Source organism: Flavimaribacter sediminis (assembly GCF_019492055.1).
Lineage (GTDB): Bacteria > Pseudomonadota > Alphaproteobacteria > Rhizobiales > Rhizobiaceae > Flavimaribacter > Flavimaribacter sediminis.
In genome coordinates this window covers 404,354-429,404 of the sequence record NZ_JAICBX010000002.1, presented here as the reverse complement: position 1 = coordinate 429,404, position 25,051 = coordinate 404,354, and the positions used below count along the sequence as shown (strand labels likewise).

Below are 25,051 nucleotides of genomic sequence, written 5' to 3'. Positions count from 1 at the left end.
ATCGATTGACAAGGCATTATTGGGCAATTATGCATCCAGTTATCAACAGGGAGCAGGGAGGTGCTTATGCTTAGAAAATCTATCCTCGCGATCGCAGCGTCGCTGATGATGGCGTTGCCGCTTTCAGCCAACGCCCAGGAGCCGGACGGCAAGCTGGACGGTGAAGGCAAGGAAATCGTGGTGCTCATGCCGAGCCGCAGCAATGCCTATCTGGCACAGTGGATCCGCGGCGCCGAAAAGGCTGCCGAGGAAGCCAACTACAAGCTCACGATCATCGAGAACAATTTCGATCAAACCGAGCAGGACGCGCAGGCCCAGCAGCGCATCAATTCGCCCAACCAGCCGGTCGCCTATGTATGGTGGCCCGCCGACAACCAGGCGGGGCTCGCAACCTTGCGCCGTCTGAGCCGCACCGATGTGCCGGTCTTCCAGGTCAATCAGGCCGTTCGTCCCGAAGCAGAGAACATGGTCGTGGCCTATGCCGGGGTCGATGATGTCTTCAACGGACAGGTCGGCGGCAAGAACGCGCTGGCCGCACGCGAGGCGTTTCTCGCTCAAGGTGGTGAACTTTCCAGCGAGGGCGGCAATCTCGTCATCCTGAAATTCATCCCCGGTTATTCCGCCGGCGATGACCGTGAAAGGGGCTTCCTGGAAGCCACCAAGGATGCGCCGTTCAATGTGGTTGCTTCGGAGTATGCGGGATTTGACAACGCCAGCGGCTACAAGGCCATGAGCCAGCTCATCCCGAGCATCCGCAGCGGCGGCATCGATTTCGTCTATGGCGGTTCCGACGGCCCGGTAACGGGCGCGGTTCAGGCTCTTGAGGAAGTCGGTCTGGTTCCCGGCAAGGACGTGCTGCTCTTCAGCGCGACCTGTATTGCTGACATTTCGGCGCTCGAATCCGCGAAGGAATTCGCCACCGGCGTACAGTCGGCCGGCCTCGAAGGTTGGTTCTCCATCAATGTGGTGGCCCGCTACTTCGAATATGGCGAAACCGTAGAGGAAGGCACCTTCATTGCGCCCGACGATGCGGATGCGCGGCCCGAATTTAATTCCGCGCCGAGCAAGATCAACATCATCCCCAATCCGCAGGTAGTCGTCGGAACCGATCCGGCCACAGCAAAAGACAAGTTGGCGGAATTCAAGCTCTGGGGTGAGACTTTCCAGGACCACTGCGTCTACTGATGCGTGAATGGAGCGCCGTCTTCGGGCGGCCCTCCAAACTTATCCTTGTCGCGCGGAGTGCCGCCGTACTCGGACATCCATTTGCAGTGATACTGGTCTGGTGCGACTACTCATGCTTGAGATCGAAAATCTTTCAAAGGCTTACGGACCGGTACAGGCGCTCTCCGGCGTCAGTTTCTCCGCCGAAAGGGGTAGGGTCACTGCGCTTCTCGGAGAGAACGGCGCCGGCAAGTCGACCCTCGTCAAGGTTCTTTCCGGATTGATTTCGCCCTCGTCTGGCGAAGTGAACCTTGACGGATCGCCGGTCGATCTATCGTCACCGGAGCGGGCTCTCGGGTCGGGCATCGCCGTCGTCCAGCAGGAAATCAGCGTTCTTTCCAATCTGACGGTCGCGGAGAATTTCCTGCTCGCCCATTCGTCGCGGCTGCTCAACCGCCGGCGTGCAGCCGACTGGTGCAAGCCCTATCTCGAACGGCTGGGCCTCGGCCGGATTCCTGCAAATGCGCCCGTCTCGGATCTTACCATCGGTGAGCGGCAGCTCGTGGAAATCGCCCGGATGCTGGCTCAGGATGCCGAGGTTCTGGTCCTTGACGAACCGACGGCCGCCCTTGCCGACCACGATATCGAACTGGTGCACGAGGCCGTGCGCCGGCTCGCATCGGAAAACAAGATCATTCTCTACATCACCCATCGCCTGAACGAGCTGGAAGAGATCTGCGACGATGTGGTGGTGCTGCGAAACGGGCAACTGGCCGACCGGTTCGAGACGCAGGACGCCAGCATCAATCGCGTTGTCCATGCGATGATCGGCCGGGAACTGGAAGAACTCTACCCGCCGCGCGTCGAGTATTCCGGACAGCGGCCGGAACCGATTGTCCGGCTGGAGGGCGTGACCACGGACGATCTGGTCCAGCCCCTCTCCATCTCCGTGTGTCCCGGTGAAGTGGTCGCAACGTGCGGGCAACTCGGAAGCGGTCTTGTCGAACCCTTGAGGGCGATCTCGGGAATCTCCGAGACGCGGTCGGGCAAGGTGTATTTCGGAAGCGCGAACGGCAAGGCGCGCTCTGTCATCGACGGTGTCGCCTATTGCTCCGAAGATCGCCAGCATGACGGCTTCTTCAACAATCGCCCGGTCTGGGAGAGCCTTAGCGCGCCGGCCCTGGCGGCTACCGGTATCTGGGGTTTCGTCAGTCCCCAGCGGATGCGGAAATCCGTCGACGGCATTGCCGAGCGAATGACCATTCTGCCAGCCTATCGCGACAGGCAGGTGAGCGCGCTGTCTGGCGGCAACGCGCAGAAGGTATCCATCGGAAAATGGCTCTCCAACGACCCGAAGGTCCTGCTTCTGGAGGAGCCGACACGCGGCGTCGATATCGGCGCGCGGGCGGAAATCTACGCATTGCTTCGCAGTCTGGCGGAAGAGGGGATGGCGGTACTCTTCGCCAGTTCCGACCTCGACGAAGTGCTCGGCTTCGGCGAGCGCGTACTGATCTTTCACGGAAACCGGATGGTGCACGAAGCACCCACGGGAGAGCTTTCCCGCGACACACTCGCAACCTGGATAACTCATGGCGGACTTGAAAGCAGATAGCCCGGCGTCCTACGGGCAGGGTGGGGCTGATGAGAAATCGGCCGAAAGGAAGTGGCTGAGGGATCTGACTCCCTTCATCCCGATCATCGCGCTCGGCGTGCTCGCGGCCTTGACGATCGACGGTTTCGGGACGGCGCCAAACCTCATCGCCATCGTGCAGGCCTCGGCGATCACGGGTATCGCAGCCATCGGCGTGGCGGCCATCACCATTTGCGGCAAATTCGTCAGCCTCTCGATAGAGCAGCAGGCGGTGACGTCCGCCTATGTCTTCGCCGCGCTCTATTCCGCCGGAACCCCGGTTGCCCTTGCCATGCTCGCTGCCTTGCTGGTGTCGGCCCTGCTGGGGCTCATCCAGGGCTATCTCGTGTCGCGCGGACTCAACCCGATCGTCACGACACTCGCCTTCGGATCGGCCCTCTTCGGCGCCGTCGTGCTGCTGGCCGACAACCGCACGATCACGCTCAACCCCAATCCCATCGCCTGGCTCGGCGGCGGAACCACTTTCGGCGTCCCCAACCAGGCGATCATATTCCTGATCCTTGTTGCCATCGGCTCGTTTCTCCTGTCACGAACGAAGATCGGCAGGCAGCTCGTTCTAACCGGAGCCAATCCCGAAGCTGCGGAACTCGTCGGTATCCCGACGAAACGGATCGTCATGATCGCCTTCATTGTGGCAGCCCTTGCCGCAGCCATCGTTGGTATCCTGGTCGTCGGGCAGGTGTCGCAGGCCAAGAGCGACATGTTTCGCGGCCTGACCATCGATGTGGTTGCCGCCGTTCTCGTCGGCGGCATCGCCATCCAGGGCGGCGAGGGCCAGCTCTGGCGCGCCGGTTACGGCGCCATCGTGTTGACCATGCTCAGCAACGTCATGCTTCTGCTCGGCGTCGACGCCGGAGCGCGCGAATTGCTGAAAGGCCTTCTGGCTGGGGCCGTGCTCATCTTCATGACTGTACTGAGGAATCGCAGCCGATGAACGCCAATTTCCTCAAGGACGCGAACTTCCAGGTCCGGCTCGCCATCGGCGTACTTCTCGTCCTCGGACTTTCCGCGACCATTCCGGGCTTCGTCTCGGTGCCGAATGCCGGGTCCATCATCGAGAATGTCGGCCTCATCGGTCTCATCGGCACAGGAATCATGCTTACCATGGTGGTCGGTCAACTCGATCTGGCCGTTGCTTCGGTTGCTGCCGTTGCGGCGATCATCGCATTGTCCCTGGCAGGCGTGTCGATCGCGCTCGGCATCGTCATCGCTCTTGCGGTCGCCGGAGTGTATGGCTGCGCGGTCGGATATATCATCGACAGGACCGGGGTGAACTCGCTGGTGCTGACCGTATGCATGCTGATCGGCCTGCGTGGTCTCGCGCTGATGATGACACCGGACCGTCCGGCCATCCTGCCGTTCGAGATGTTCTGGATTTCCGACGCGCTGGTAGCGCAATGGGGTCCCCTCACGCTACTCGGTGTCATTTGTCTCGTCATTATCGGGATCGTCGGACTGGCGATGCGGCAGACAAGGCTCGGCCTTTCCATGTATGCCGTGGGCGGCAATGTCGAGCGGGCGCGTGGCTCGGGCATTTCCACACGCCGCGTCTATATGGCGGCCTTCGCGGGGTCCGCCATTTTGGGGGCGATTGCGGGCATTCTCGCCGCCTTGCGTTCAGGTTCGGCTTCCGGTCTCGGTTTCGAGAGTTTCCTGCTTGCCGGGATCACCGTTGCGGTGGTCGGGGGCATTCCGCTGGAAGGTGGTCGCGGCACCGTCATAAATGTTCTGCTCGGGGCGCTGATCATCAGGCTGATCTCTTCAGCCGTCGCCCTCGGCGGCATACCCGGTTCATTCGAAAGCATAGCAGTCGGGGGCATCCTGCTCGCCATGCTGCTGCTCGACTACGGCCTCGGTCGGCGAAGACAGGCGGCTGCGGCCGGGTCCAGGGCCGATCCGGGGTCGATCCAAACCCAACAATGACAATGGAGGTAAAGACATGAGCAATGGAAAAGGAGGCGCCGTCGTCACCGGCGCGGCACGCGGCATCGGACGCGAACTGGCATTGGGCCTTTTGAAGGACGGATTCGGTGTCGTCATAGCGGATGTCGATCCGGATGCGGGTAGCAAGACTGTCGATGAACTTGCCAAGGAATTCGGAGACAAGGTCATCTTTACCAGAACGGACGTGACCAAGCGGGCCGAGGTGAAGGCCGCCGTCGATGCTTGCCGCAAAACGTTCGGATCGATCAACGTGATGATCAACAATGCCGGCTTTAACAAGCCGGAACCCTTCCTGGAGGCAAGTGAGGATATCTGGCGGGCAATACTCGAGGTGAACTCGCTTGGCGTATTGATCGGTATACAGGAAGCTGCCAAAGCCATGATCGAGGATGGTGTCAAGGGAAAGATCATCAATACCGCGTCGATTGCGGGCCGGTCCGGTTTCCCGGATTTCGCTCCCTATTCGGCGAGCAAGGCTGCGGTCATCAGCCTGACCCAGGCCGGCGCCCGGGCTCTGGCAGACAAGGGCATCACCGTCAATGCATTCGGTCCCGGCGTCGTCGACACGCCGCTTTGGGAAAAACTCGACGCCGACCTGCTGGCTATGGGAGCAAGTTCCGCTCCCGGTGAGGCCATGGGCGCGCTCGCCGGCCAGATTCTGCTCGGTCGCGTCGCCAAACCTGCCGATGTCGTGGGAACCGTCCAGTTCCTCTGGTCGCCGCAGAGCGACTACATGACCGGTCAGGTGGTTCTGATCGACGGCGGGATGATCCTGCAATGAGTGCGCGTACGGGAGTGCTGACCGGCGCAGCCGGAGGCATCGGCAAGGCCACCACGGAACGTCTCCTCAAGGAAGGCTGGTCGCTGGTCCTGGTCGACCGCGATGAGTCGATCAAAGACGTCGCCGCATCGACACAGACATCCGGAGACCAAAAGGTTCTGGGCGTCGCCGCCGACATCACCGATCCTTCCACCTACGGAGAGATCGACGACGCCGTGGCCGAGATCGGCGCGCCATTGAAGCTGCTTGCCCTGGTGGCGGGTGTGCTTCAGGAAGTAGGCGCCATCGAAACGCTCGCCATCGAGGAATGGGACCGCGTCTTCAACATCAATCTGCGGGCCAATATGCTTCTGATGAAGCATTTCATCCCGGCGCTCAAGGCTGCTGACGGTGCGGCGATCGTCACCGTCTCGAGCTGGTATGGCAAGAGCGGGCACGGCTTCTTCGGCGCTTATTGCGCGTCCAAGGCTGGTCTGATCTCGCTGACCCATACCGCCGCGGACGAATTGTCGAAGGACAAGATTCGCGTCAACACGGTGGCCCCCGGCAATGTCGCGACGAGCATGCATCTGGATGCGCTGACTGAGGAAGCGGAGAAGCGTGGCATCAGCTTCGAGGAAATGAAGAAGACAGAGTGGGACAAGATTCCGCTGGAACGTGCCGCCTATCCCTCGGAGATTGCGGACGCGATCAACTTCCTTGCCGGACCGGACAGCAACTACATCACTGGTGCGACCATTGATGTGAATGGTGGTTGCCTGTTCTCATGACCGTCACTGCATATCGGGATAGCAGCAAGACACCGGAATCTCCTCCGGATACCGATGTACTGGAACGCTGCTATGTCGATATGCTGCGCATACGGGGATTTGAACAGCGTGCCGAAGCGCTGTTCGATTCCGGTACGATCAAGGGGACCGCGCATTCCTGCGTCGGCCAGGAGGCGATCGCCGTGGGCGCCTGTGCGGTGCTCGGTCCCGACGACTATATCGTGTCCCACCATCGTGGCCATGGCCACTGCATCGCCAAAGGCGCCGATACGGAACGGATGATGGCCGAACTGCTCGGCCGCGTAACCGGATACGGTCACGGGCTCGGTGGTTCGATGCATATCGCGGCGCTGGAACGCGGCGTACTCGGCGCCAACGGCATCGTGGGAGCCGGTATCGGTATCGGAACCGGCGCCGGACTGTCCGCGCGGATCCGTGGCGCCGATCAGGTTTGCGTCTCATTCTTTGGCGACGGCGCTGCCAACGAGGGCATCTTTCACGAATCGCTCAATCTGGCCGCTCTCTGGAAGCTTCCCGTCATCTTCCTGTGCGAGAACAATCAGTACGGGCTGTCGCTCGGCGTTGAGCAGGCTTCGGCCGTCCCGCAGATTTCAGCGCGCGCACAGGCCTACGGAATTCCCGGCGAAACAATCGACGGCAACGACATCTCGGCCGTGATGGCTTCGGTCGGAGCCGCCGTCGAACGTGCGCGGGCGGGAGACGGACCAAGCCTGATTGAATGCATGACCTATCGTTGGGGCGAGCATTCCATGCGCAGCAATCTTCCATCTTACCGCTCGGCGGAGGAGGAGGAAAGCTGGCGTCGCGACCGCGATCCGATCCTTCATGCGGAAAGGCTGCTTTCAGAAAGGCAGGTGGGAAATGCGGCACTGCATGAATTCAGAAACCGCGCCGACAGCGAACTCGACGCGGCTGTCGAACGCGCCATGGAAGCTGCCGAACCGACAATAGACATATTGCCTCATGCAGTGCAGAAGCCTGCTCGAACCGACGTTTCTGCTCCGGCTGCGTCAGGCCGGACGATCGGTTACGTCGAGGCGATCCGCGAAGGCCTTCACCAGTCGATGGAACGGGACGACAGCGTCATCCTGCTCGGCGAGGATATAGGCAGGATCGGCGGGCTGTTCCAGTGCACCGCAGGGCTTTACGAAGCGTTCGGCGCCGAACGGGTTCGCGACACGCCGATATCGGAAAATGCCATGATCAATGCCGCGGTCGGAGCGGCGCTGACGGGACTGCGGCCGGTCGTCGAGGTGCAGTTTTTCGACTTCATCACCCACATGATGGATGCGATCGTCAACCAGGCAGCCAAGCTGCGGTTCATGCTCGGCGGCGAGACCAGCGTTCCGCTGGTGGTCAGAGGTCCGCAAGGCGGGGGTCTCCGGCTGGCCGCCCAGCACTCTCAATCCCTTGAAAGCTGGTTTGCCTTCATACCGGGTTTGACGGTGATCGCACCCTCGAACCCGTTTGACGCCAAGGGTCTTCTCGCAGCCGCGATCGCGGACGACAATCCGGTCGTCTTCATCGAACACAAGCTTCTTTATCAGCGCAGCAACGGTGAGGTTCCCGAAGCCTATTACACCCTGCCCGTCGGGAAGGCGGACATCAAGCGACCCGGCGAGGATGTGACGATCGTTGCCACAATGGCGATGGTCGATGCCGCCCTTTCCGCGGCGCGGACGCTGGAGCGCGAAGGTATCGAGGCGGAAGTTATCGATCCGTGTACGCTGCGTCCCCTGGACATGGATACGATCATCGGATCGGTCCGCAAGACGAATCGTTGTGTGGTCGTGCACGAAGCCTGGCGATCCTATGGATGTGGCGCGGAGATTTCCGCGCAGATCATGGAACAGGCTTTCGACTATCTGGACGCGCCCGTTGCGCGGATCGGTATGGAGGAAGTGCCGATGCCCTACAACGCGAAGCTTGAGCGCGCGCTGATCCCGAATGCGGACGGGATCGCCGAAGCTGCGCGCAATGTCTGTTACCGGGATTAGCAATTCAAAAAGACAATTCACGATGAGACAAGAAGGAGAGTGAAATGGTCGAAAGATTGGATGTCGAATTCCAGTCGGAAGGGACAACCTGCCGGGCCTGGTTCTATCGTGGCCACCCGACGGAGAAACGGCCGACTGTGGTGCTCGCCGGCGGCTGGTGCTATGTCCGCGAGATCGTCATGCCGGTCTATGCCAAGGCTTTCGCCGAGGCCGGCGTCAACGCCATGATCTTCGATTATCGCAATCTCGGCGTATCGGACGGCGACAACCGCCAGCACCTCGACCCCTGGGCGCAGATCCGCGATTACCAGAACGCGCTGAGTTTCCTGGAGCGCCACGAGAACGTCGATCCGGACCGGCTCGGCGTCTGGGGCATCTCCTATTCCGGCGGCCATGCGCTGATCCTTGCCGCAACCGATCCCCGCATCAAGGCGATCGTCAGCCAGATTCCGGTGGTCGACGGATACGAGAACATGCGTCGCGCCCACGGCACGATGGAATACCGGGCGCTTTGGGATCTGATCCTGAAGGACCGGGCCCTGCGCTACGAGAAGCCCGGCGAACGGCTCTACCTTCCGCATGCGACGGAAGATTCCTCGAAGGAGATCTCGTCCTGGCCGTTCCCGGAAACGGTCCGCACCTTCATGCAGATCAAGGAAACGGAAGCGCCGCTGTATCAGAACAAGAGCACGGTGGAGTCGGTCGACCTGTTGCTGAACTACGACGTCGGTCCGTTCGTCAAGCGTATCTACGACACGCCGACATTGATGATCGTCGCGGAAGGCGACGACCTGACGCTGTGGGACCTCGAGATCAATGCGTTCAACCGGATTCCAACGAACAAGAAGAAGCTCGAAGTGCTGCCGCACACCAGTCACATGACGCTTTATTCTGACAAGTCGAAGGTGGAGAAGGCCGCCGAGATGGCGACGGCCTGGTTCGTGGAAACTCTGAAACCCTGAACACGCAAGAATCTTGCCGAAAGCGGCTATGCAATCGATTGACAAGCTGCTTTCTTTCATTGCAAGATAACTGAAGTCGGAGGAGACAATCGACTGAACAGTTGACTATCGCTGCCCTGAAAATTGGCAGGGCTCATACTTTTGATCGAAAATGCAATCGATTGCATCAACGGGAGGAACCGTAATGTCTGATGAAGAATCTATCCTGAAGGCGGGATCCGAAATCCGCAATCCAATCTCGCGTCGGGTGTTCATGCAACTCGCGGCGGCGGCTGGTGTCAGTGTTCCGGCTGGTCTGGCCCTGGGCGGCCTGGATGGTACTGCGCTGGCTGCAACCGGGAAGGCGGCAACGCTCGTTGCTACGCCGGCCAATGACTACTGGGCAGCATTTATCAAGGGTTTTCAGGCAACTGCGCCAGCGCTCGGAACAGAGCAGGTGGAACTTTACCACGACAACGATACGGCCCGGGAAATTTCCCAGGTACGAGGCTTGCCGACCCAGGGCGTCAACATGCTGATCAATACGGTGATCGCGGCGGGTGAAGTTCCGATGATCGCCAAGCTTTGCCAGGAAAACGGCATCTATTACACGTCCGTCTGGGAAATTCCGGCATGGTTCACGCCGCCAGATGTCGGCGATCACTTTATCAACTACATGACGGCCAATTCCGTCGAGGCCGGATACCAGGTTGCCAAGGTTCTGTTCGAGTCGATCGGCGGGGAAGGCGAAGTCGTCCACATCAAGGGACTTGCCACGCCGACGGACGACGCTCGCACGGCCGGTGTGGAAAAGGCGGCAGCGGAGTTCCCGGGTATCAAGCTCGTCGGCAATCCGCGTGGCGACTGGGTCCGCGAAAAGGCCCGTACCGTCATGCTCAGCATGGTGACGGCCTATCCCAACATGAAGGCGGTCTTCGCCCAGAACGATTCCATGGCGCTCGGTGCGCTGAGCGTACTGGAAGAACGTAATATGACTGACGTCAAGATCGCCGGAATTGACGGACTGTCCGAAGGTCTCCAGCAAGTGGCGAAAGGCGGACAGTATGTTGCGACCAACACATCGCTGGCCCCGTACCAGGCCGGCTTTGCGGCCGTGACCTTGTTCGACGCCTTCAACGGTTGGAAACCCAAGCTTGCCGAACGGCTTCTCTATACCGGATCGCTTACGGCGACGGCGGAAAATGCTGCCGAGATCGACGAGAAGATCTACAAGGCGGCCGAGTTGCCGTTTGATTTCAAGAAAATGAGCCGGACGCTCAATCCCGACTCCTGGGATCCGCAGAACAATATCTATCCGATAGATCCGTTCACGCACTGGGCAGGCCAGGACGGTGAGTCGAACCTGAATGAAGCCTACAAGTCCGGTGACTGGCAGGCCGAGTTCGATGCGGTAACGAAGCTCTATGCGGATCACTACAAGTCCGGCCCATTCAAATGACGACTTCGACTGCGACGGCTGACGAGGGATCGACCGACGGTCGGTCCCCCGCAGCGCCCGCACTCGAACTTCGCGGCGTCTCCAAATCCTATCCGGGCGTACGCGCGCTTTCCGATGTCAGCTTCACTCTGCAGCGCCATCAGATGATTGGCCTCGTGGGCGAGAATGGCGCGGGAAAGTCCACGCTTCTGTCGATCGTCAACGGCACCGTCCGACCGGATTCCGGATCGATCAGGATCAATGGTGCGGACGTCCGGTTCGGTCATCCGACGGAAGCGTCGCGAAACGGCATCGCCACTGTTTTCCAGGAACAGGGGCTCATACCCAACATACCTGTCTTCGAGAATATCTTCCTTGGCCGGGAAAAAAGGTTTGCCGTCGGCGGCTGGCTGCTGCGCAAGGCGATGATCGACGAGGCGAAACAGGTTCTCGACGAATTGCAGATCGATGTCAGCCCGACCAGCCTGACCGGTTCACTGACTTTCGGTCAGCGGCAGCTTGTGGAGATTGCAAAGGCCTTCGCCTTGAAACGGGTTTATCCGGTCGAGCCGATAATTCTGCTGGACGAGCCGACAAGCGCTCTTTCGGACCTGGAGGCCGAGAAGCTGTTCGAGGGGATCCGACGCTGGCGTTCGCAGGCATCCTTCGTACTGGTTTCGCATCGCCTGGCAGATGTCTTTGCAACGTGCGACGAGGTAGTCGCCCTCAAGGATGGCGAAGTGATCGACCAGCGGCCCATCGACTCGATCGATGAGCCCGCACTACACGAGTTGATTGTCGGGCGTCAGAGAAACGAGGAATATTACCGCGAGGCGATCCAGCGCAACCCGTCGGACACGGTAGTCCTGCATGCCGAAAACATCATGCGCGAGGGGCACCTCGAAGGTGTTTCGCTTGATCTCCATGAAGGCGAGATCCTTGGAATCGCAGGGGTTCTGGGATCGGGCAAGTCGTCGCTTGCACGCATCATTGCCGGGGCCGACAGCCAGGACGAAGGCCGCGTTGACGCGTTCGGTACTGTGCTGGATGCCGGATCTCGGCAGAGCGCCATCCGCCAGGGTATCGGCTATGTTCCGGCGGAACGCCACGCCGAAGGCATTATCGGCACCGCCAGTGTCGAGTGGAACCTGACATTGCCCAACCTCAAGCAACTCGGCTTGGGCCTTCTGGGTCTGATCTCCCAATCGAAGAGCCGCCGCCTGACCACGGAGTGGATTGACCGGCTAAAGGTACGGGCTTCCGGACCTGCAGCAAGCTGCAGGACGCTTTCCGGTGGAAACCAGCAGAAGATCGTTTTCGCCAAGTGGCTTGCGAGCGGTGTGCGCATCCTGGTGCTCGACGATCCAGGACGCGGCCTCGACGTCGGTGCAAAGGAAGACATTTACGGGCTGATGCGGGAAATCACTGCCAACGGCGGCGCGATCATGCTCGTCTCGGACAATCTGCCCGAGTTGATTGGACTGTCCAATCGCATCCTGGTGCTCCGGCAGGGGAAAGTTTCAGCCATTTTCGATGCACCGAAAGAAGACAAGCCGCGCGAAGTCGATGTCGTGGCTGCCATGCTCTAGGAACTGTGATGACCGGTACGGGTACTAAGAATATCACCGCAGACATCAACCTTCGTACGATCTTGCTGCCATTGGTGGCGATTGTCGTTCTGATTGTATATTTCACCTACGTCAATCCGCTGTTCTTCTCGTACGCCAACGCGATCAATATCGGCCGTCAGTCCGCCGTCCTGCTGATCGTGGCGCTGGCCGGAACGGTAGTGATCCTGATCGGATCCATAGACCTGTCCGTGGGAGCACAGGTCACCCTGACCGGCATTCTCGCCGCTCTCACTGTCGATCAGTATGGTGCGCTTGGCGCAACGTTGATATCGGTCGGAGCAGGCGCCGTGGTCGGTCTCATCAATGGCGGACTCGTGACCGCGCTCAAGGTGCCTTCATTTCTCGTCACGCTTGGCATGCTGTCTGTCTTGTCGGGCGTATCGAACCAGATATCCAGGGGCCAGTCGATCCTGTTCATGAACGGGTCGTTGACCGATATCGTGAACGGTACCTATTTGCTCGGCATTCCGAACGTCATCTGGTTTGCCCTCATCGCCGTGCTGATCCTCACCATCGTCGCCTTCTACACCAAGCTTGGACGTTATCTATACGCAATCGGTGGCGGAGAGATCGTCGCCGCGAATGCTGGCGTGCCGGTAATATTCTACAAGGTTCTGACCTTTGCGCTTGCAGGCGCGATCTGCGGATTTGCGGGCGTCGTGATGACGGGCCAGATTGGCGCGGGTACGCCGACGGCCGGTGGCAGCCTTCTGCTGAATTCCATCGCTGCCGTGGTCATGGGAGGCACCGCCCTGTCCGGTGGCGTCGGAGGTCCGCACCGGACCTTCCTCGGCGTCCTCGTCATTGCAATTCTGACCAACGGTATGGACGTCACCGAAGTCAACAGTTTCACCCAGGACATCGTCAAGGGGATCGTCATCATTCTGGCGGTCTCCTTGACGATCGACCGTTCCAAATACCCATTCATCAAGTAGTCAGGGAGGTTGTCATGAAGGCATCACAAAAGCGGAAATTCGGACGTACGGGTCTCGAGGTCACCGCTATGGGATTTGGCACGGCGCCGATCGGAAACCAGTTCCGTGCCGTGCCGGAACAGGATGTGCGTGACGTGATACAGCACGCCTGGGACGCCGGGCTGCGGTACTTCGATACGGCCCCCATGTACGGCCACGGCCTGTCTGAACACAGGCTGGGGGAATCGCTCCGCAAGTTTCCGCGGGACGAATATGTGCTGTCGACCAAGGTCGGCCGATTGCTGAAGCCTGTACCGGAAGGCAACCTCACCTCGTTCTTCTGGGTCGACATGCCGCCTTTCGAGGTCGTACATGATTACAGTTATGATGGTTGCATGCGTTCCTTCGAGGACAGCCTGCAGCGGCTCGGCGTATCCAGGATCGACACACTGTTCATACATGATATTGATGTGTTCTCGCATGGGCCAGAACAGCAGAAGGAACATTTCCGCACCGCCATGGACAGCGGTTTCAAGGCATTGGAAAAGCTGCGTTCGGAAGGTGTTGTCAAGGCGATAGGTGTGGGCTGCAACGAGTGGCAGGTCTGCGAGGCGGCGCTCCGCGAACGCGATTTCGACTGTTTCCTTCTGGCCGGCAGATATACCTTGCTCGAGCAGGACGCGCTCGACACCTTCCTGCCGCTGTGCGAGGAACGAGATGTTGCAATCGTCCTTGGAGGCGGTTTTAACAGTGGTATTCTGGCTACGGGCGCCGTCAAGGGCGCGCACTACAACTACAGCGAGGCCGAGCCCGATATCCTCGAACGCGTTTCGAAGATCGAGGCCGTGTGCAAACGCTACGAGATTCCGCTTGCGGCAGCAGCGCTACAATTCGTTCTGGCGCATCCGGCGATCTCGACCAATATCCCGGGAACACGAACGAAAAGCCATTTGGACCAGAACGTCGCCCTTATAAATCAAGAGATTCCGGCCGATTTCTGGACGGATCTGAAAAACGAGGGTCTGATACGTGACAACGCACCTACGCCAGCGTGATGCGACATACCCAAATTCCGCAATGATGTCTCGGTCGCACAACTAACAAACGGAACTTGGTGAAATCAAGGATGTCATAGATTGATTTAAACAGGCGTTAGGCCGAGGCGCGACCTCTTGGAGCGAGTTAAACGATGTGCAAATCGTTTGGCTTCTTCAAGCTTCACTTTGTTGATGCCTGTATCATAGCCCTTTTCCTCGAGCAGGTCATTGACGCTTTCCGTTGAGACATTTCCCGTAGCTCCTGGAGCGTAGGGGCATCCGCCGAGGCCGCCAATTGCGGCGTCGAAAACCCGCAAGCCCCGTTCGAGAGAAGTTTCGATGTTGTCCAGCGCACGGTTGCATGTGTCGTGGAAGTGGCCGGCCAGCCTTTCGGGCGGCGCCACTGACAGGACCGCGTCGAGCATCCGTGCGACGGACTCAGGCGTTCCCGCGCCAATCGTGTCCCCGAGACTGATTTCGTAGCATCCCATGTCGAGAAGCCGCCCGGCCAACGCGGCGACGTTTTCGGCAGGCGTCGGACCGTCATACGGGCAGTCCGTGACGCAGGAAATGTATCCGCGCACCGGAATGGCCCGCAATTTCGCGGCAGTTAGTACCGGCCTGAAACGCTCCAGGCTCTCTTGGATCGTGCAGTTGATGTTCTTCCTGCTGAAGCCCTCGGATGCGGAGGCGAAAATCGCGATCTCGTCCGGCCTGGCGTCCACCGCCGCCTCGAAGCCTTTCAAATTGGGAGTGAGCACGGCGTAACGGACACCTTCGTGTCTTTGAATGCCTGCCATCACATTTGCGGCGTCGGCAAGTTGCGGAACCCATTTTGGGCTGACGAAACTCGTTGCCTCGATCTTCGGCAGGCCAGACGCGGAAAGGAGGTCCACGAGCCCTATCTTGTCTTCGGTCCTTACAGGCCTTTTTTCATTCTGCAGGCCGTCGCGCGGCCCGACTTCGAAGATTGTGACGTGCTCTGCCAAAGAATTCACTCCTGCTGAAAGGAACGGAGATGCGCCGGTCTGCTAGCTCAGCAGATGCCGCTTGAGGAAATCATAGAATCTCGCCGAATCCGCGCGGGCGATGTTGATCCGGATGCCGCTCGAGCCGTGGTCTGTGTCGGCACAGAAAACGCTGCCCGGTGCGATGAGGATATCTTCGCGGGCGCCAGCCTTAGCCAGATCGATGTCGAGCGCATGGTCGGGGAGGTTGAGATAAAGATAGTAGCCGCCACCCGGCGGGCTGAACGTCGTAAGACCGAGCCGGTCGAGATTTGCCATCACTTTCTCTGTTGTCCGCGCGATGCGCTGGCTCAACCGCTTGAGATGGCGCGAATAATGACCTTCCGCGATAAGCCCGTGGACCAGATGCTCGATATGGCCTGAACTGTTCACTGTGGTCAGCATTTTCAGCTCCGCCAGATCGCTGACGATATCGGATCTTGCGGCAATGAACCCGCAACGCAAGCTCGCTGAAAGCGTCTTGGAGAACGTGCCGACATAGATGATGTTTTCAAGCTGGTCGAGCGGCATCAGCCCGGTTCCCTGAATGCCGGGCAGGTCGCTGAAGGGTTCGTCCTCCACCACGAGGAACTTGTTTTTCGCAGCGATGTTTAGCAAAGCGTGAGCGGTAGGCAGGTTCGTGAATCCTCCGGTCGGATTGTGTCCTGTCGACTGGGTAAAGAACAGCCTCGGCTTGTAGCGCCTGGTCTTGGCTTCCAGATCCTCGATATCAGGACCTGACGGCTGCCGTTTTATACCAACGATGTTGACCTGTGCGAGCTTCAGCTTCGCAAACAGCGGATAGTAGCCGGGCTCGTCGACGAAGGCGGTGTCCCCCGGCGCAAGATAATGGCGGATGATCAGGTCAAGCGCGTGATTGGCGCCGAAGGTGAGCAGAATCTGATCCGGATCCACAGCGACTTCACGTCGGGTGATGTCCAAGGCAAGGCGCTCCCTGAGTTCTGGCAGTCCCATTGCGCTGCCGTAACCGTCGCGGTCGACATTGCCGAACTTCTGCGCCCGGTTGAGATATCGGCGCACTTCGGACTGCTCCGTCCATGACGGCGGCGGACGTCCGTCTCCGACGCGGATCGTGAAGCTCTGTTCCAACTGGGCGCTCAGCAGGGATACCACGTCCACAGCTTCGGTGACGTGCTTGAGGCGTGCATTCGGCGACTGGCGGGAAGTGTCGACGACCGTGAAGCCGTAACCCTGCCTGGATGTGATCATTCCGGCGGCTAGCAGTCGGTCATACGCCTCGACGACGGTGTTCTTGGATACGCCGAATTCCTGTGCGGATTTGCGGATGGACGGCAGCTTGTCCCCCTGCTTCAGTTCGCTGTTTCGGATTCGCTCCCTGAAAGACTGGACGATGGTGTCCGTAAGCGTCATGCCGCCTCTTCCGTATAATGGTACAGTTTGAAAGTGTTTCTTTTGACTGTACCTTTTCTTTATGGGTTGTGTATCTATTACTTAACCAAATTCAAAAAGCAACTTTCGGGAGGATGAGTTGGTGGAGAGGATTTCTGACGGCGCACATTCGGAGCGTCCGGTCTCGCGGATCGAGAATTTCCGCAATCTGTCTCCCGCTGAACGTATCCGCAAGCTCGGTGGAATTTCCGGGTTGAACCAGGCCAGCCAAAAGATGCTGAGCGGCGGCGCCCTGCCGGTCGAACTCGCGAATGGGATGATCGAAAACGTCGTCGGCACGTTCGAATTGCCTCTCGGCGTGGCGACGAATTTCACGATAAACGGCCGCGACTATCTGGTGCCGATGGCTGTAGAAGAACCTTCCGTTGTCGCTGCCGCGTCCTATATGGCGCGCATCGCAAGAGGCTGCGGAGGCTTCCACACATCTAGCACCTCTCCGGTGATGCGTGCGCAGATCCAGGTGCTGTCCCTCAAAGATCCGTACGGTGCACGCCAGCGGCTGATAGAAGCGCGCGACCGGCTGATCGAGGTTGCAAACACCAGGGACAGGGTCCTCGTTGAACTCGGTGGCGGTTGCCGCGATATCGAGGTTCATGTTTTCGAACATTCGCCTGTCGGTCCGATGATCGTCCTGCACCTGCTGGTCGATGTCCGCGACGCCATGGGAGCCAATACGGTTAACACGATGGCCGAGATGGTGGCGCCGTTGGTCGAGGAGATCTCGCGTGGCGAGGTGCGTCTGCGTATTCTTTCCAATCTCGCCGATCTGAGACTTGCGCGGGCGCGGGTGGAACTGGGTGTCGATGCACTTGCGACGAAGGAGTATTCAGGGGAGCGAATCGCCACCGGCATCGTGGAAGCCTGCGCGCTTGCCATCGTCGACCCGTATCGGGCAGCAACCCACAACAAGGGAATTATGAACGGTATCGACCCGCTTATCGTCGCCACGGGCAATGACTGGCGGGCCATCGAGGCAGGCGCCCATGCATGGGCGGCGAGAACCGGTCGCTACACGTCGCTCAGCAACTGGGAACGTGACAGCAGCGGCAATCTCGTCGGCACACTGGAACTACCCATGGCCGTCGGCCTTGTGGGTGGCGCCACGAAAACCCATCCGGCCGCGCAGGCCGCGCTGGAACTGCTTGGCGTGTCGAGCGCGCGGGAACTGGCCGAAATCGCAGCCGCTCTCGGCCTTGCACAGAACATGGCCGCATTGCGGGCATTGGCGACCGAAGGGATACAGCGAGGCCATATGGCGCTGCATGCCCGCAACATTGCTATCGTTGCCGGCGCCTCGGGAACCCAGATCGACGAGGTGGCGGCTCGCCTTGCGGCCGATCACGATGTCAGGGTCGATCGTGCCCGAGAAATCCTCGCAGAACTTTCCGGCCGGGGAGACGATTGAGGTGAGCGCCGCCAAAGCCAATCGCGACGGCGCCTGGCTCTTTGCCAATCTGGCGAAGAGCCAGGAAGGCATCGTGCTGATGCTTGCCGTACTTGCGTTTATCGGCTTTTCGCTCTTCCTGCCGTCTTTCCTCAGTCCCGGGAATCTCCTCGCTCTGGTGCGTAGCGTATCGATCCTGGGCATTCTGGCGCTCGGAATGGCGATCGTCGTCATCGGGCGCGGAATAGACGTCTCGATGATCGCGACGATGGTCGTGTCGGTAGCATGGGCCTTCGTGCTGACCCGTGGCGGCTTGGACCTGGAACTGGCCCTGGTTGTCGGCGGCCTGTTTGCTCTAGCGGCGGGGATGGCGATCGGGATTCTGATTGCCTTTGGCGAGGTGCCGCCGATTTTTGCCACGCTGGCGGCCGGTTCGATCATCTACGGTCTCGGCCGTACATTTTTCTTCAAGCTCGAAATGCAGAATGTTCCGCCGGGATACGAATGGTTTTCTTTTTTCGGCCGGGCGCAGATCTTCGGCATTCCGGTCACAGTCCTTACCTTCGGCGTGCTTTGTGTTGTCGTGCATCTTATACTCAGTCGCACCCGCTTCGGTTGGTTAACCTACGCAATGGGTAACAATCCCGAGGCGTCGCGGATAACCGGCGTGCCGGTGCGGCCCATGGTCGTCGCCCATTACGCGGTCAGCGCCATCGTCGCCTATGGCGCCGGGCTCATCCTGGCCTCCTCGACCTCGGCCATCAACGCGCGGCTTTTCAATTCAACGATGATCTACGACATCCTGCTGGTGGTCGTGCTCGGCGGCATCGGCCTGAGCGGCGGCCACGGCAAGGTCAGGAACGTGATTCTCGGAACCATTTTCGTCGGCATCCTTCTGAACGGCATGACGATCCTGAACATCGACTACACCATCCAGAACCTCGTCAAGGGCGTGGTTCTGCTGCTGGCCATTGTAATCGACTCGCTCATCAATCCGCGAGACGAGCAGACATCTCAGCAGGGTGACCTCTGAGAAACCAATCCAGTCACAACCAAGGGAGGATCTGGAATGAAATTGGGACATTTGGGAATAACAGCCATGGCGGCACTGGTCGCTACGGTAACCGCGACGGCCACTCTCGCGCAGAACAAGGGTCTGGAAAACCCTCGCAGCACGTCGTTTCACGGAACGCTCGAAGGCAAGAAGGTTGTATTCCTTCCTCTTTCCATGGGCTTCGATCTGACAGAGGGCTGGGCCGCCCGTATGCGAGCGCAGGCTGACCGGCTCAATTACGATTTCCAGATCCGGGATCCGGCCTGGAGCACCGATGCGGGAACGCGTGCGCTGCAGTCGCTCATCGGCGAGGCGCCCGATCTCATCGTAGCCCATAATCCGGACATCCAGTCCTATGCCCGGCTGTTGGCCCAAGCCCAGGCCAAGGGCATCAAGGTCGTACAGATCAATCTGGAATCGAACACGCAGACCGATTCATATGTCGGAGCCGACTGGACGGAGATCGGCAAGCAAGCGGCTGAAGCCGTCGTCGAACGCTGCGGCGAAGGCAAGGGATCTTCCAACAAGGTCGCCATCGATACCGGCGTGCCGACCGCCGCATCTGACGTATTCCAGCTAGACGGCATCTACAAGGTCCTCGACCAGCATCCGGAAATCGAGGTCGTTTCCCAGCAGGCGACGGAATACAATCCGGAAAAGGCCCGCTCGATCATGGAAACCGTCCTTCAGCAGCATCCTGATCTCTGCGGCGCTATCGGCATCTGGGACAACCAGGACACCGGTACAGCTTCGGCAATCGAGCAGGCCGGCAAGGGGGATCAGGTCTTCCTCGTCACCAGCGGCGGCGGCAATCGCGTCGGCTGCGAGAATGTCGAGAACGGCATGTTCGATCTCTACATCAGTTACAATGTACCGCTGCAGGGCGACATACTGAACGCTGAAATAGCTCGCCTCCTGCTCTCGGAGACGAAGGCCGGCGAAAACAAGGCGCTGTATTTCAATCCGCTGACGCAGATCACCAAAGACAATGTGAACCAGCGCAATTGCTGGACGCTCGACGAGATCCGTTAGGCATTCGTCACCGATGGCCGCCAAAGACGAACTGCTTACCCTTCGCTACCGGCTCATACCCGACCGGCTGCTGGGAGAGTTGCTGACCAAGAGCTGGATCGACAACGTCATTCCCGCCCTGGCTCTGGCGGTCACCGTGATCATCATGACAATCCTTATTCCCGGCTATCTTTCAGCCGGGAATATGGCCGACCTCGGCCGCCAGGTCTCGGAAATGGGACTGATCGCGCTTGCGATGACCGTCGTGATCCTGTCTGGCGGCATAGACCTGTCAGTGGGTTCCATGTTCGCACTGTGCGTGCTGACGGCGCTTACCTGCATGAATGTGGCCGGCCTGCCGATCGGCGTTTCTCTTGCCGCTACGCTTGCGGCCGGACTCCTGTGCGGGCTGCTTAATGGAGTGCTCATCGGGTATCTTCGCCTCCGGGCGTTCATTACGACGCTCGTCACACTCGTCATTTTCAGGGCGCTATACGATATCATCTTTCCGCGGCTCGCCAGCGCCATCGTCGGCAGCTTTCCGACGTCGGCGTTGTGGGACCTGATCGGTTTCGGCGACTTCTTCGGCGTGCCGGTTTCTTTCCTGATTTTCGCGGTGATCGCGATTGTCCTGCATATCGGGCTTTCGCGCCTTCGCCCGGGCTGGCGGCTGCGGGCTGTGGGCGGCGCCCGGCGATCCGCCTACAACGCCGGAATCAACGTCAAGTTCACGGTCTGCATGGCCTATGTCGTCTCCGGTCTTCTGACGGCGACGGCCGCCTTCCTGTTTTCGGCCCGCCTTGGCAGCACGGGCGCGGATACCGGTATCGGGCTCGAAATCACCGTATTGACCGCAGTTGTTCTGGGGGGCGTGTCGCTTGGTGGCGGTCGCGGTTCGGTCGGCAACGCCATCATCGGTACGGTACTTGTCCTCATCCTGTCGAACAGCCTGATCCGGCTGTCCATGCCGGGGTCGGTCAATCAGTTGATCCTGGGCCTCGTTCTGGTGGCGGCGGTGCTGTTCGACAGGAAATGGATCAAGAACCGCGGCAAGATTCTGAGCAAGGTCTACGTCTCGCCGACCTATCTACCATTGCAGGAGCGCCCTGATCCGGGCGACGACGCCTATCTGGCGGTCAACGACAAACTGGGCGATGTCGATCTCATCGGTCTCGGAGCGGTCGAGGGACCGGAGGATGTCATCCTGGATCGTGACGGAAATCTCTATACCGGCACCCGGCACGGCAATATCGTGCGCTTCTTCGGTCCGGACTTCGAGCGCCACGAGGTTTTTGCCCGGATCGGCGGCCATCCGCTGGGTCTGGCCTTTTCGGCTGAAGGAGACCTGTTGACCTGTGTCGGTGGAATGGGCGTCTACCGGGTGACGCCGCAAGGCGCGGTCGAGAAGGTCACTGACGAGACAAACAGAAGTTTATTGTCGATCATCGACGATTCACGACTGCGCCTGCCGGACGACCTCGATATCGCGCCGGACGGACGGGTCTTCTTCAGCGAAGCGACGATACGCTATGACATGTCCGAATGGGCCGTCGACGCTCTCGAGGGGCGCGGCAACGGCAGGCTGATCTGTTACAATCCACGCACCGGCACGACCCGCACTGTGTTGCGCAACCTGATCTTCCCGAACGGCATCACGATGTGCCGGGATGGACAGTCGCTGCTGTTTGCGGAAACCTGGGCCTGCAGGATCAGCCGTTACTGGTTCGACGGGCCGAACAAGGGCCGGGTGGAAATCTTCATGGACAACCTGCCGGGCTATCCGGACAACATCAACCGGGGGTCCAACGGCACATATTGGGTCGCGCTTCTGGGCATGCGGACGAAGACCTTCGATCTTGCGATGCGCAAGCCGGCGTTCCGACGGCGCATGGCGAAACGCATCGCATCGGATGAATGGATGTTTCCCAATATCAACCGCGGTTGCGTGTTACAGGTTTCCGAAGTGGGTCACATCATCGGCAGCTACTGGGACAAGGCCGGTGAAAACCACCCCTCCATCACGTCGACCTGCGAACACAGGGGCTGGCTTTATCTCGGCGGCGTTTCGAACAATCGCATCGGACGTGTCCGCGTCGATAACGCCGATCCGGACTGGACGATCCACCAGGACTATTGGGGCGCGTGATGATGTCAGGTCTTTCGTCCTGGATTGCAAACATGCTCCCGCGCCGCGACGCCGGTATCAGCGTCCCGGCGATGGACGGCGTTCTCAAGCCGAACAGCCGCCTCGAGGATGCTCCTTGTATTCTGAAAGTGGCCGGTCTCGATGACGTGGCGCCGGTGGCTTCGGGGCTTGTCCTCAGTGCAGGCAGCAGTCTTGTGGCGTTTCCCGTGCCCTCCGGCGGGGGCGACGCCGAGACGATCAGCACATTCGAAGGCACGATCGGCTTTCTTGCGGTCCTTGACGACGGGCGATATGCGGTGGGCGTCACGGGACAGGGTGTCTACCTTGGTTTGCCGGGCGATTTCAGGTTGATCGAGTTCGCTGCCGAATTGTCGGCATGCATGACGGCTGCAACGCAGGCGGCCGACGGCCGGCTGGCGATCTGCATAGGATCGCGCCGCAATACCGCAAGCGAATGGAAACGCGATCTGATGGAAAAGGGACGATCCGGCTGCCTCTGTCTGCTCGACCTCGATACCGGATCGACCGATATCGTTGCGGAGGACCTGGCCTTTCCTTATGGCGTAGCGGCCCTTGCCGACGGCAGGCTTGCCGTTGCTGAGAGCTGGCGTCACAGGATCGTTGCCATCGATACGGCCAGTGGAAAGAGAGCTGTTCTGCTGGAGGATCTGCCGGCCTATCCGTCACGGCTTTCTCCTGCGCTGGACGGCGGTTACTGGCTGACGTTGTTCGCGCCGCGGCGGCAACTCTTCGAGTTCGTCCTGCGGGAAGACGGATTCAGGAACGAGATGCTTAAAACAGTAGATCCGGAAGAATGGGTCGGCCCCTCCCTGAGCGCTTCGACCAGATACGACCATCCGCTGCAGCAGGGGGCTGTCCGCCAGATGGGCATCCTGAAACCCTGGGCGCCATCGTCCTCCTATGGCCTGGTTGTCCGTTGCGATGAAAACATGCGTCCCGTCGAGAGCCTGCACAGCCGGGCGGATGGCGCCTTGCACGGGATGACCGGCATTTGTGAAACAAAAGACGGCGTTTTTGCGGTCGCGCGCGGCGCCGGGAAGCTGGTCCGGTTTACCGGCAATTCTGCAGGCAGGGCTGCGATTGAGGTTCAGTCATGACGCCGGTTGTAGAATTTCGCAATGCCACCAAGGAATTTCGCGGCAACCCGGCCGTTCGCGATGTGAACATCACGCTGCAGAAAGGCGAGGTACATGCGCTGCTCGGCGAAAACGGCGCCGGCAAATCAACCCTGACGAAGCTACTTGCCGGCCTCTATCCGCTCACTTCCGGGGAATTGCTGCTGGATGGTAAGCCGATACGCTTCGAGAGCCCTGCGCAAGCCATGGCCGAAGGGGTGGCAATGGTCTATCAGGAAACCAATCTGGTTCCCTCGATGAACGTTGCCCAGAACATCTTCCTCGGAGATGAGGGCTTTTTCAACAGGCTTCGCGGGATCAATATCCGAGCGCAGCAGCATCTGCAGCGCCTCAATTTCCATGTCGAGCCGACCGCTTTGGTCTCGACTTTGGGTGCGGCGAAAAAGCAGATGGTGGAAATTGCCCGCGCCGTTCACCACAATGCCAGGATCTTCATTTTCGACGAGCCGACTGCAACGCTCACGCCGGAAGAAAAGGAGCATTTCTTTGTCCTGCTGGACCGGCTGAAGACCGATGGAGCGTCCGTTTTCTTCATTTCACATGCGCTGGAAGAAGCACTCGGCCATGCCGACCGGATCAGTGTGTTGCGCGACGGGGAACTGATCGTTACGGACCGCACGAAGAATTTCAGTCGCGAAACGATCGTCCAGGCCATGGTCGGCCGTCAACTGACACGTGAACTTTACGGCGTGGGCAAGACGCTGCGCAAGAGCCGCCCGCCCGGTGAGAAGGTTCTAAGCCTCGAAAACGTTTCCATGGGAAAGGCCGTGCGCAGTGCGACATTGTCGGTATTTTCCGGGCAGGTGACAGGCCTGTTCGGGCTTGTCGGGGCAGGGCGGACAGAGATGATGAAGATCGCGGCAGGCGTCCTGAAACGGGACTTCTTCCACGGCGGGCGCGTGCGGGTTCATGGCGAACCGGTGCGGTTCCGCGTCCCGCGGCAGGCGGTCAACAAGGGCATTGCCTATATAACCGAGGATCGCAAGTATGACGGCCTCTTCGAAACGATGGGCATTGCGCAGAACATCTATCTCGGCAAGCTCATACAGGGCGAGAATCCCGTTTTGCTCACCTCCATGTCCGAGGCGAAAAGTCAGGCTGCAGAATGGACGAAGGCTTTAAACATTCGGGCTATCAATGAAAATTCCAAAGTGGTTGAACTGTCGGGCGGGAATCAGCAGAAGGTGGTGATCGCCAAGTCCCTGATCCAGGCGCCCTCCATCGTCATTTTCGATGAGCCGACACGTGGCGTTGATGTGGGGGCGATCGCCGAAATCCACAAGATCATCGAGGACCTGGCCGATGCCGGCGCAGCAGTCGTAGTGATTTCATCTTATTTGCCGGAGGTGCTCAACCTCTCCGATCGCATTCTCGTGGCGCGCCAGGGACGCATCGTGGAGGAATTGGACACCGATGAGGCGACAGAGGAAAAGATCATCTATGCGGCGGTTCACTAAAATTCATTCTGAGAAATCTCTTTCTTTCGGTCTGACCCGCTCGCCTGTGCAAGAGTGAGGAATTCTGGCATTTGTCACAATGCGATCATGACAGAAACAACGGAACGTTTCTTGA

The 25,051-nt window shown here is 59.6% G+C and carries 20 protein-coding genes; 18 read left to right on the top strand and 2 right to left on the bottom strand.

Annotation, left to right across the window (positions count from 1 at the left end; all coding sequences use genetic code 11):
* The first annotated feature begins 66 nt into the window (after positions 1-66).
* The 12 genes from K1W69_RS10200 to K1W69_RS10145 all read left to right on the top strand — a co-directional run bounded on the left by K1W69_RS10200 (position 67) and on the right by K1W69_RS10145 (position 14,307).
* Positions 67-1,185 (top strand): sugar ABC transporter substrate-binding protein, encoded by a 1,119-nt coding sequence (locus K1W69_RS10200; protein WP_220228258.1) that lies wholly within the window; start codon positions 67-69, stop codon positions 1,183-1,185.
* A gap of 112 nt (positions 1,186-1,297) precedes the next feature.
* Positions 1,298-2,776, top strand: coding sequence for a sugar ABC transporter ATP-binding protein (locus K1W69_RS10195; RefSeq protein ID WP_220228257.1), 1,479 nt, complete (start codon positions 1,298-1,300; stop codon positions 2,774-2,776).
* Positions 2,754-3,749, top strand: coding sequence for an ABC transporter permease (locus K1W69_RS10190; RefSeq protein WP_220228256.1), 996 nt, complete (start codon positions 2,754-2,756; stop codon positions 3,747-3,749). Before K1W69_RS10195 ends, K1W69_RS10190 begins: the two co-directional genes overlap by 23 nt.
* Positions 3,746-4,738 carry an ABC transporter permease gene (locus K1W69_RS10185; RefSeq protein WP_220228255.1) on the top strand — a complete coding sequence of 331 codons (993 nt, stop codon included), beginning with the start codon at positions 3,746-3,748 and terminating at the stop codon, positions 4,736-4,738. Before K1W69_RS10190 ends, K1W69_RS10185 begins: the two co-directional genes overlap by 4 nt.
* Before the next feature lie 16 nt (positions 4,739-4,754).
* The gene (locus K1W69_RS10180) at positions 4,755-5,540 is read left to right on the top strand and encodes an SDR family oxidoreductase (protein ID WP_220228254.1); all 786 of its coding nucleotides are present in this window, start codon (positions 4,755-4,757) and stop codon (positions 5,538-5,540) included.
* Positions 5,537-6,310 carry an SDR family NAD(P)-dependent oxidoreductase gene (locus tag K1W69_RS10175; RefSeq protein WP_220228253.1) on the top strand — a complete coding sequence of 258 codons (774 nt, stop codon included), beginning with the start codon at positions 5,537-5,539 and terminating at the stop codon, positions 6,308-6,310. The genes K1W69_RS10180 and K1W69_RS10175 overlap by 4 nt, the downstream gene beginning before the upstream one ends.
* Positions 6,307-8,328, top strand: a complete 2,022-nt coding sequence (locus K1W69_RS10170; RefSeq protein WP_258570976.1) for an alpha-ketoacid dehydrogenase subunit alpha/beta — start codon at positions 6,307-6,309, stop codon at positions 8,326-8,328. Before K1W69_RS10175 ends, K1W69_RS10170 begins: the two co-directional genes overlap by 4 nt.
* Before the next feature lie 44 nt (positions 8,329-8,372).
* Entirely contained in the window at positions 8,373-9,290 is a 918-nt protein-coding gene (locus K1W69_RS10165; protein ID WP_220228252.1) for an alpha/beta hydrolase, read from the top strand.
* Between the two features lie 184 nt (positions 9,291-9,474).
* A complete protein-coding gene (locus K1W69_RS10160; protein WP_220228251.1) occupies positions 9,475-10,728 on the top strand; it encodes a sugar ABC transporter substrate-binding protein in 1,254 nt (417 codons plus the stop codon).
* Positions 10,725-12,296, top strand: coding sequence for a sugar ABC transporter ATP-binding protein (locus K1W69_RS10155; protein WP_220228250.1), 1,572 nt, complete (start codon positions 10,725-10,727; stop codon positions 12,294-12,296). The genes K1W69_RS10160 and K1W69_RS10155 overlap by 4 nt, the downstream gene beginning before the upstream one ends.
* Positions 12,297-12,304: 8 nt before the next feature.
* Positions 12,305-13,273, top strand: coding sequence for an ABC transporter permease (locus tag K1W69_RS10150; RefSeq protein WP_220228249.1), 969 nt, complete (start codon positions 12,305-12,307; stop codon positions 13,271-13,273).
* 14 nt (positions 13,274-13,287) lie between these two features.
* Entirely contained in the window at positions 13,288-14,307 is a 1,020-nt protein-coding gene (locus K1W69_RS10145) for an aldo/keto reductase (RefSeq protein ID WP_220228248.1), read from the top strand.
* Between the two features lie 86 nt (positions 14,308-14,393).
* Here the strand turns inward: K1W69_RS10145 and K1W69_RS10140 are convergent, their stop codons facing one another.
* Positions 14,394-15,278, bottom strand: coding sequence for a hydroxymethylglutaryl-CoA lyase (locus tag K1W69_RS10140; RefSeq protein ID WP_220228247.1), 885 nt, complete (start codon positions 15,276-15,278; stop codon positions 14,394-14,396).
* 42 nt (positions 15,279-15,320) lie between these two features.
* Positions 15,321-16,688, bottom strand: coding sequence for an aminotransferase-like domain-containing protein (locus K1W69_RS10135; protein WP_220228246.1), 1,368 nt, complete (start codon positions 16,686-16,688; stop codon positions 15,321-15,323).
* 121 nt (positions 16,689-16,809) lie between these two features.
* Between K1W69_RS10135 and K1W69_RS10130 the strand changes: the two genes are divergently transcribed.
* From K1W69_RS10130 to K1W69_RS10105, 6 genes are all read left to right on the top strand, one after another.
* Positions 16,810-18,132: a hydroxymethylglutaryl-CoA reductase, degradative gene (locus K1W69_RS10130; RefSeq protein WP_502793608.1), complete on the top strand. Its 1,323-nt coding sequence runs from the start codon at positions 16,810-16,812 to the stop codon at positions 18,130-18,132.
* A gap of 1 nt (position 18,133) precedes the next feature.
* Positions 18,134-19,144: an ABC transporter permease gene (locus K1W69_RS10125; protein ID WP_370688226.1), complete on the top strand. Its 1,011-nt coding sequence runs from the start codon at positions 18,134-18,136 to the stop codon at positions 19,142-19,144.
* A gap of 66 nt (positions 19,145-19,210) precedes the next feature.
* On the top strand, positions 19,211-20,197 hold the full coding sequence (locus K1W69_RS10120) for a sugar ABC transporter substrate-binding protein (RefSeq protein WP_220228244.1): 987 nt from the start codon (positions 19,211-19,213) through the stop codon (positions 20,195-20,197).
* Between the two features lie 13 nt (positions 20,198-20,210).
* Positions 20,211-22,322 (top strand): ABC transporter permease, encoded by a 2,112-nt coding sequence (locus K1W69_RS10115; protein WP_220228243.1) that lies wholly within the window; start codon positions 20,211-20,213, stop codon positions 22,320-22,322.
* Positions 22,323-22,354: 32 nt separating this feature from the next.
* Positions 22,355-23,440 carry an SMP-30/gluconolactonase/LRE family protein gene (locus K1W69_RS10110; RefSeq protein WP_220228242.1) on the top strand — a complete coding sequence of 362 codons (1,086 nt, stop codon included), beginning with the start codon at positions 22,355-22,357 and terminating at the stop codon, positions 23,438-23,440.
* The gene (locus K1W69_RS10105; protein WP_220228241.1) at positions 23,437-24,936 is read left to right on the top strand and encodes a sugar ABC transporter ATP-binding protein; all 1,500 of its coding nucleotides are present in this window, start codon (positions 23,437-23,439) and stop codon (positions 24,934-24,936) included. Before K1W69_RS10110 ends, K1W69_RS10105 begins: the two co-directional genes overlap by 4 nt.
* Positions 24,937-25,051 lie beyond the last annotated feature (115 nt).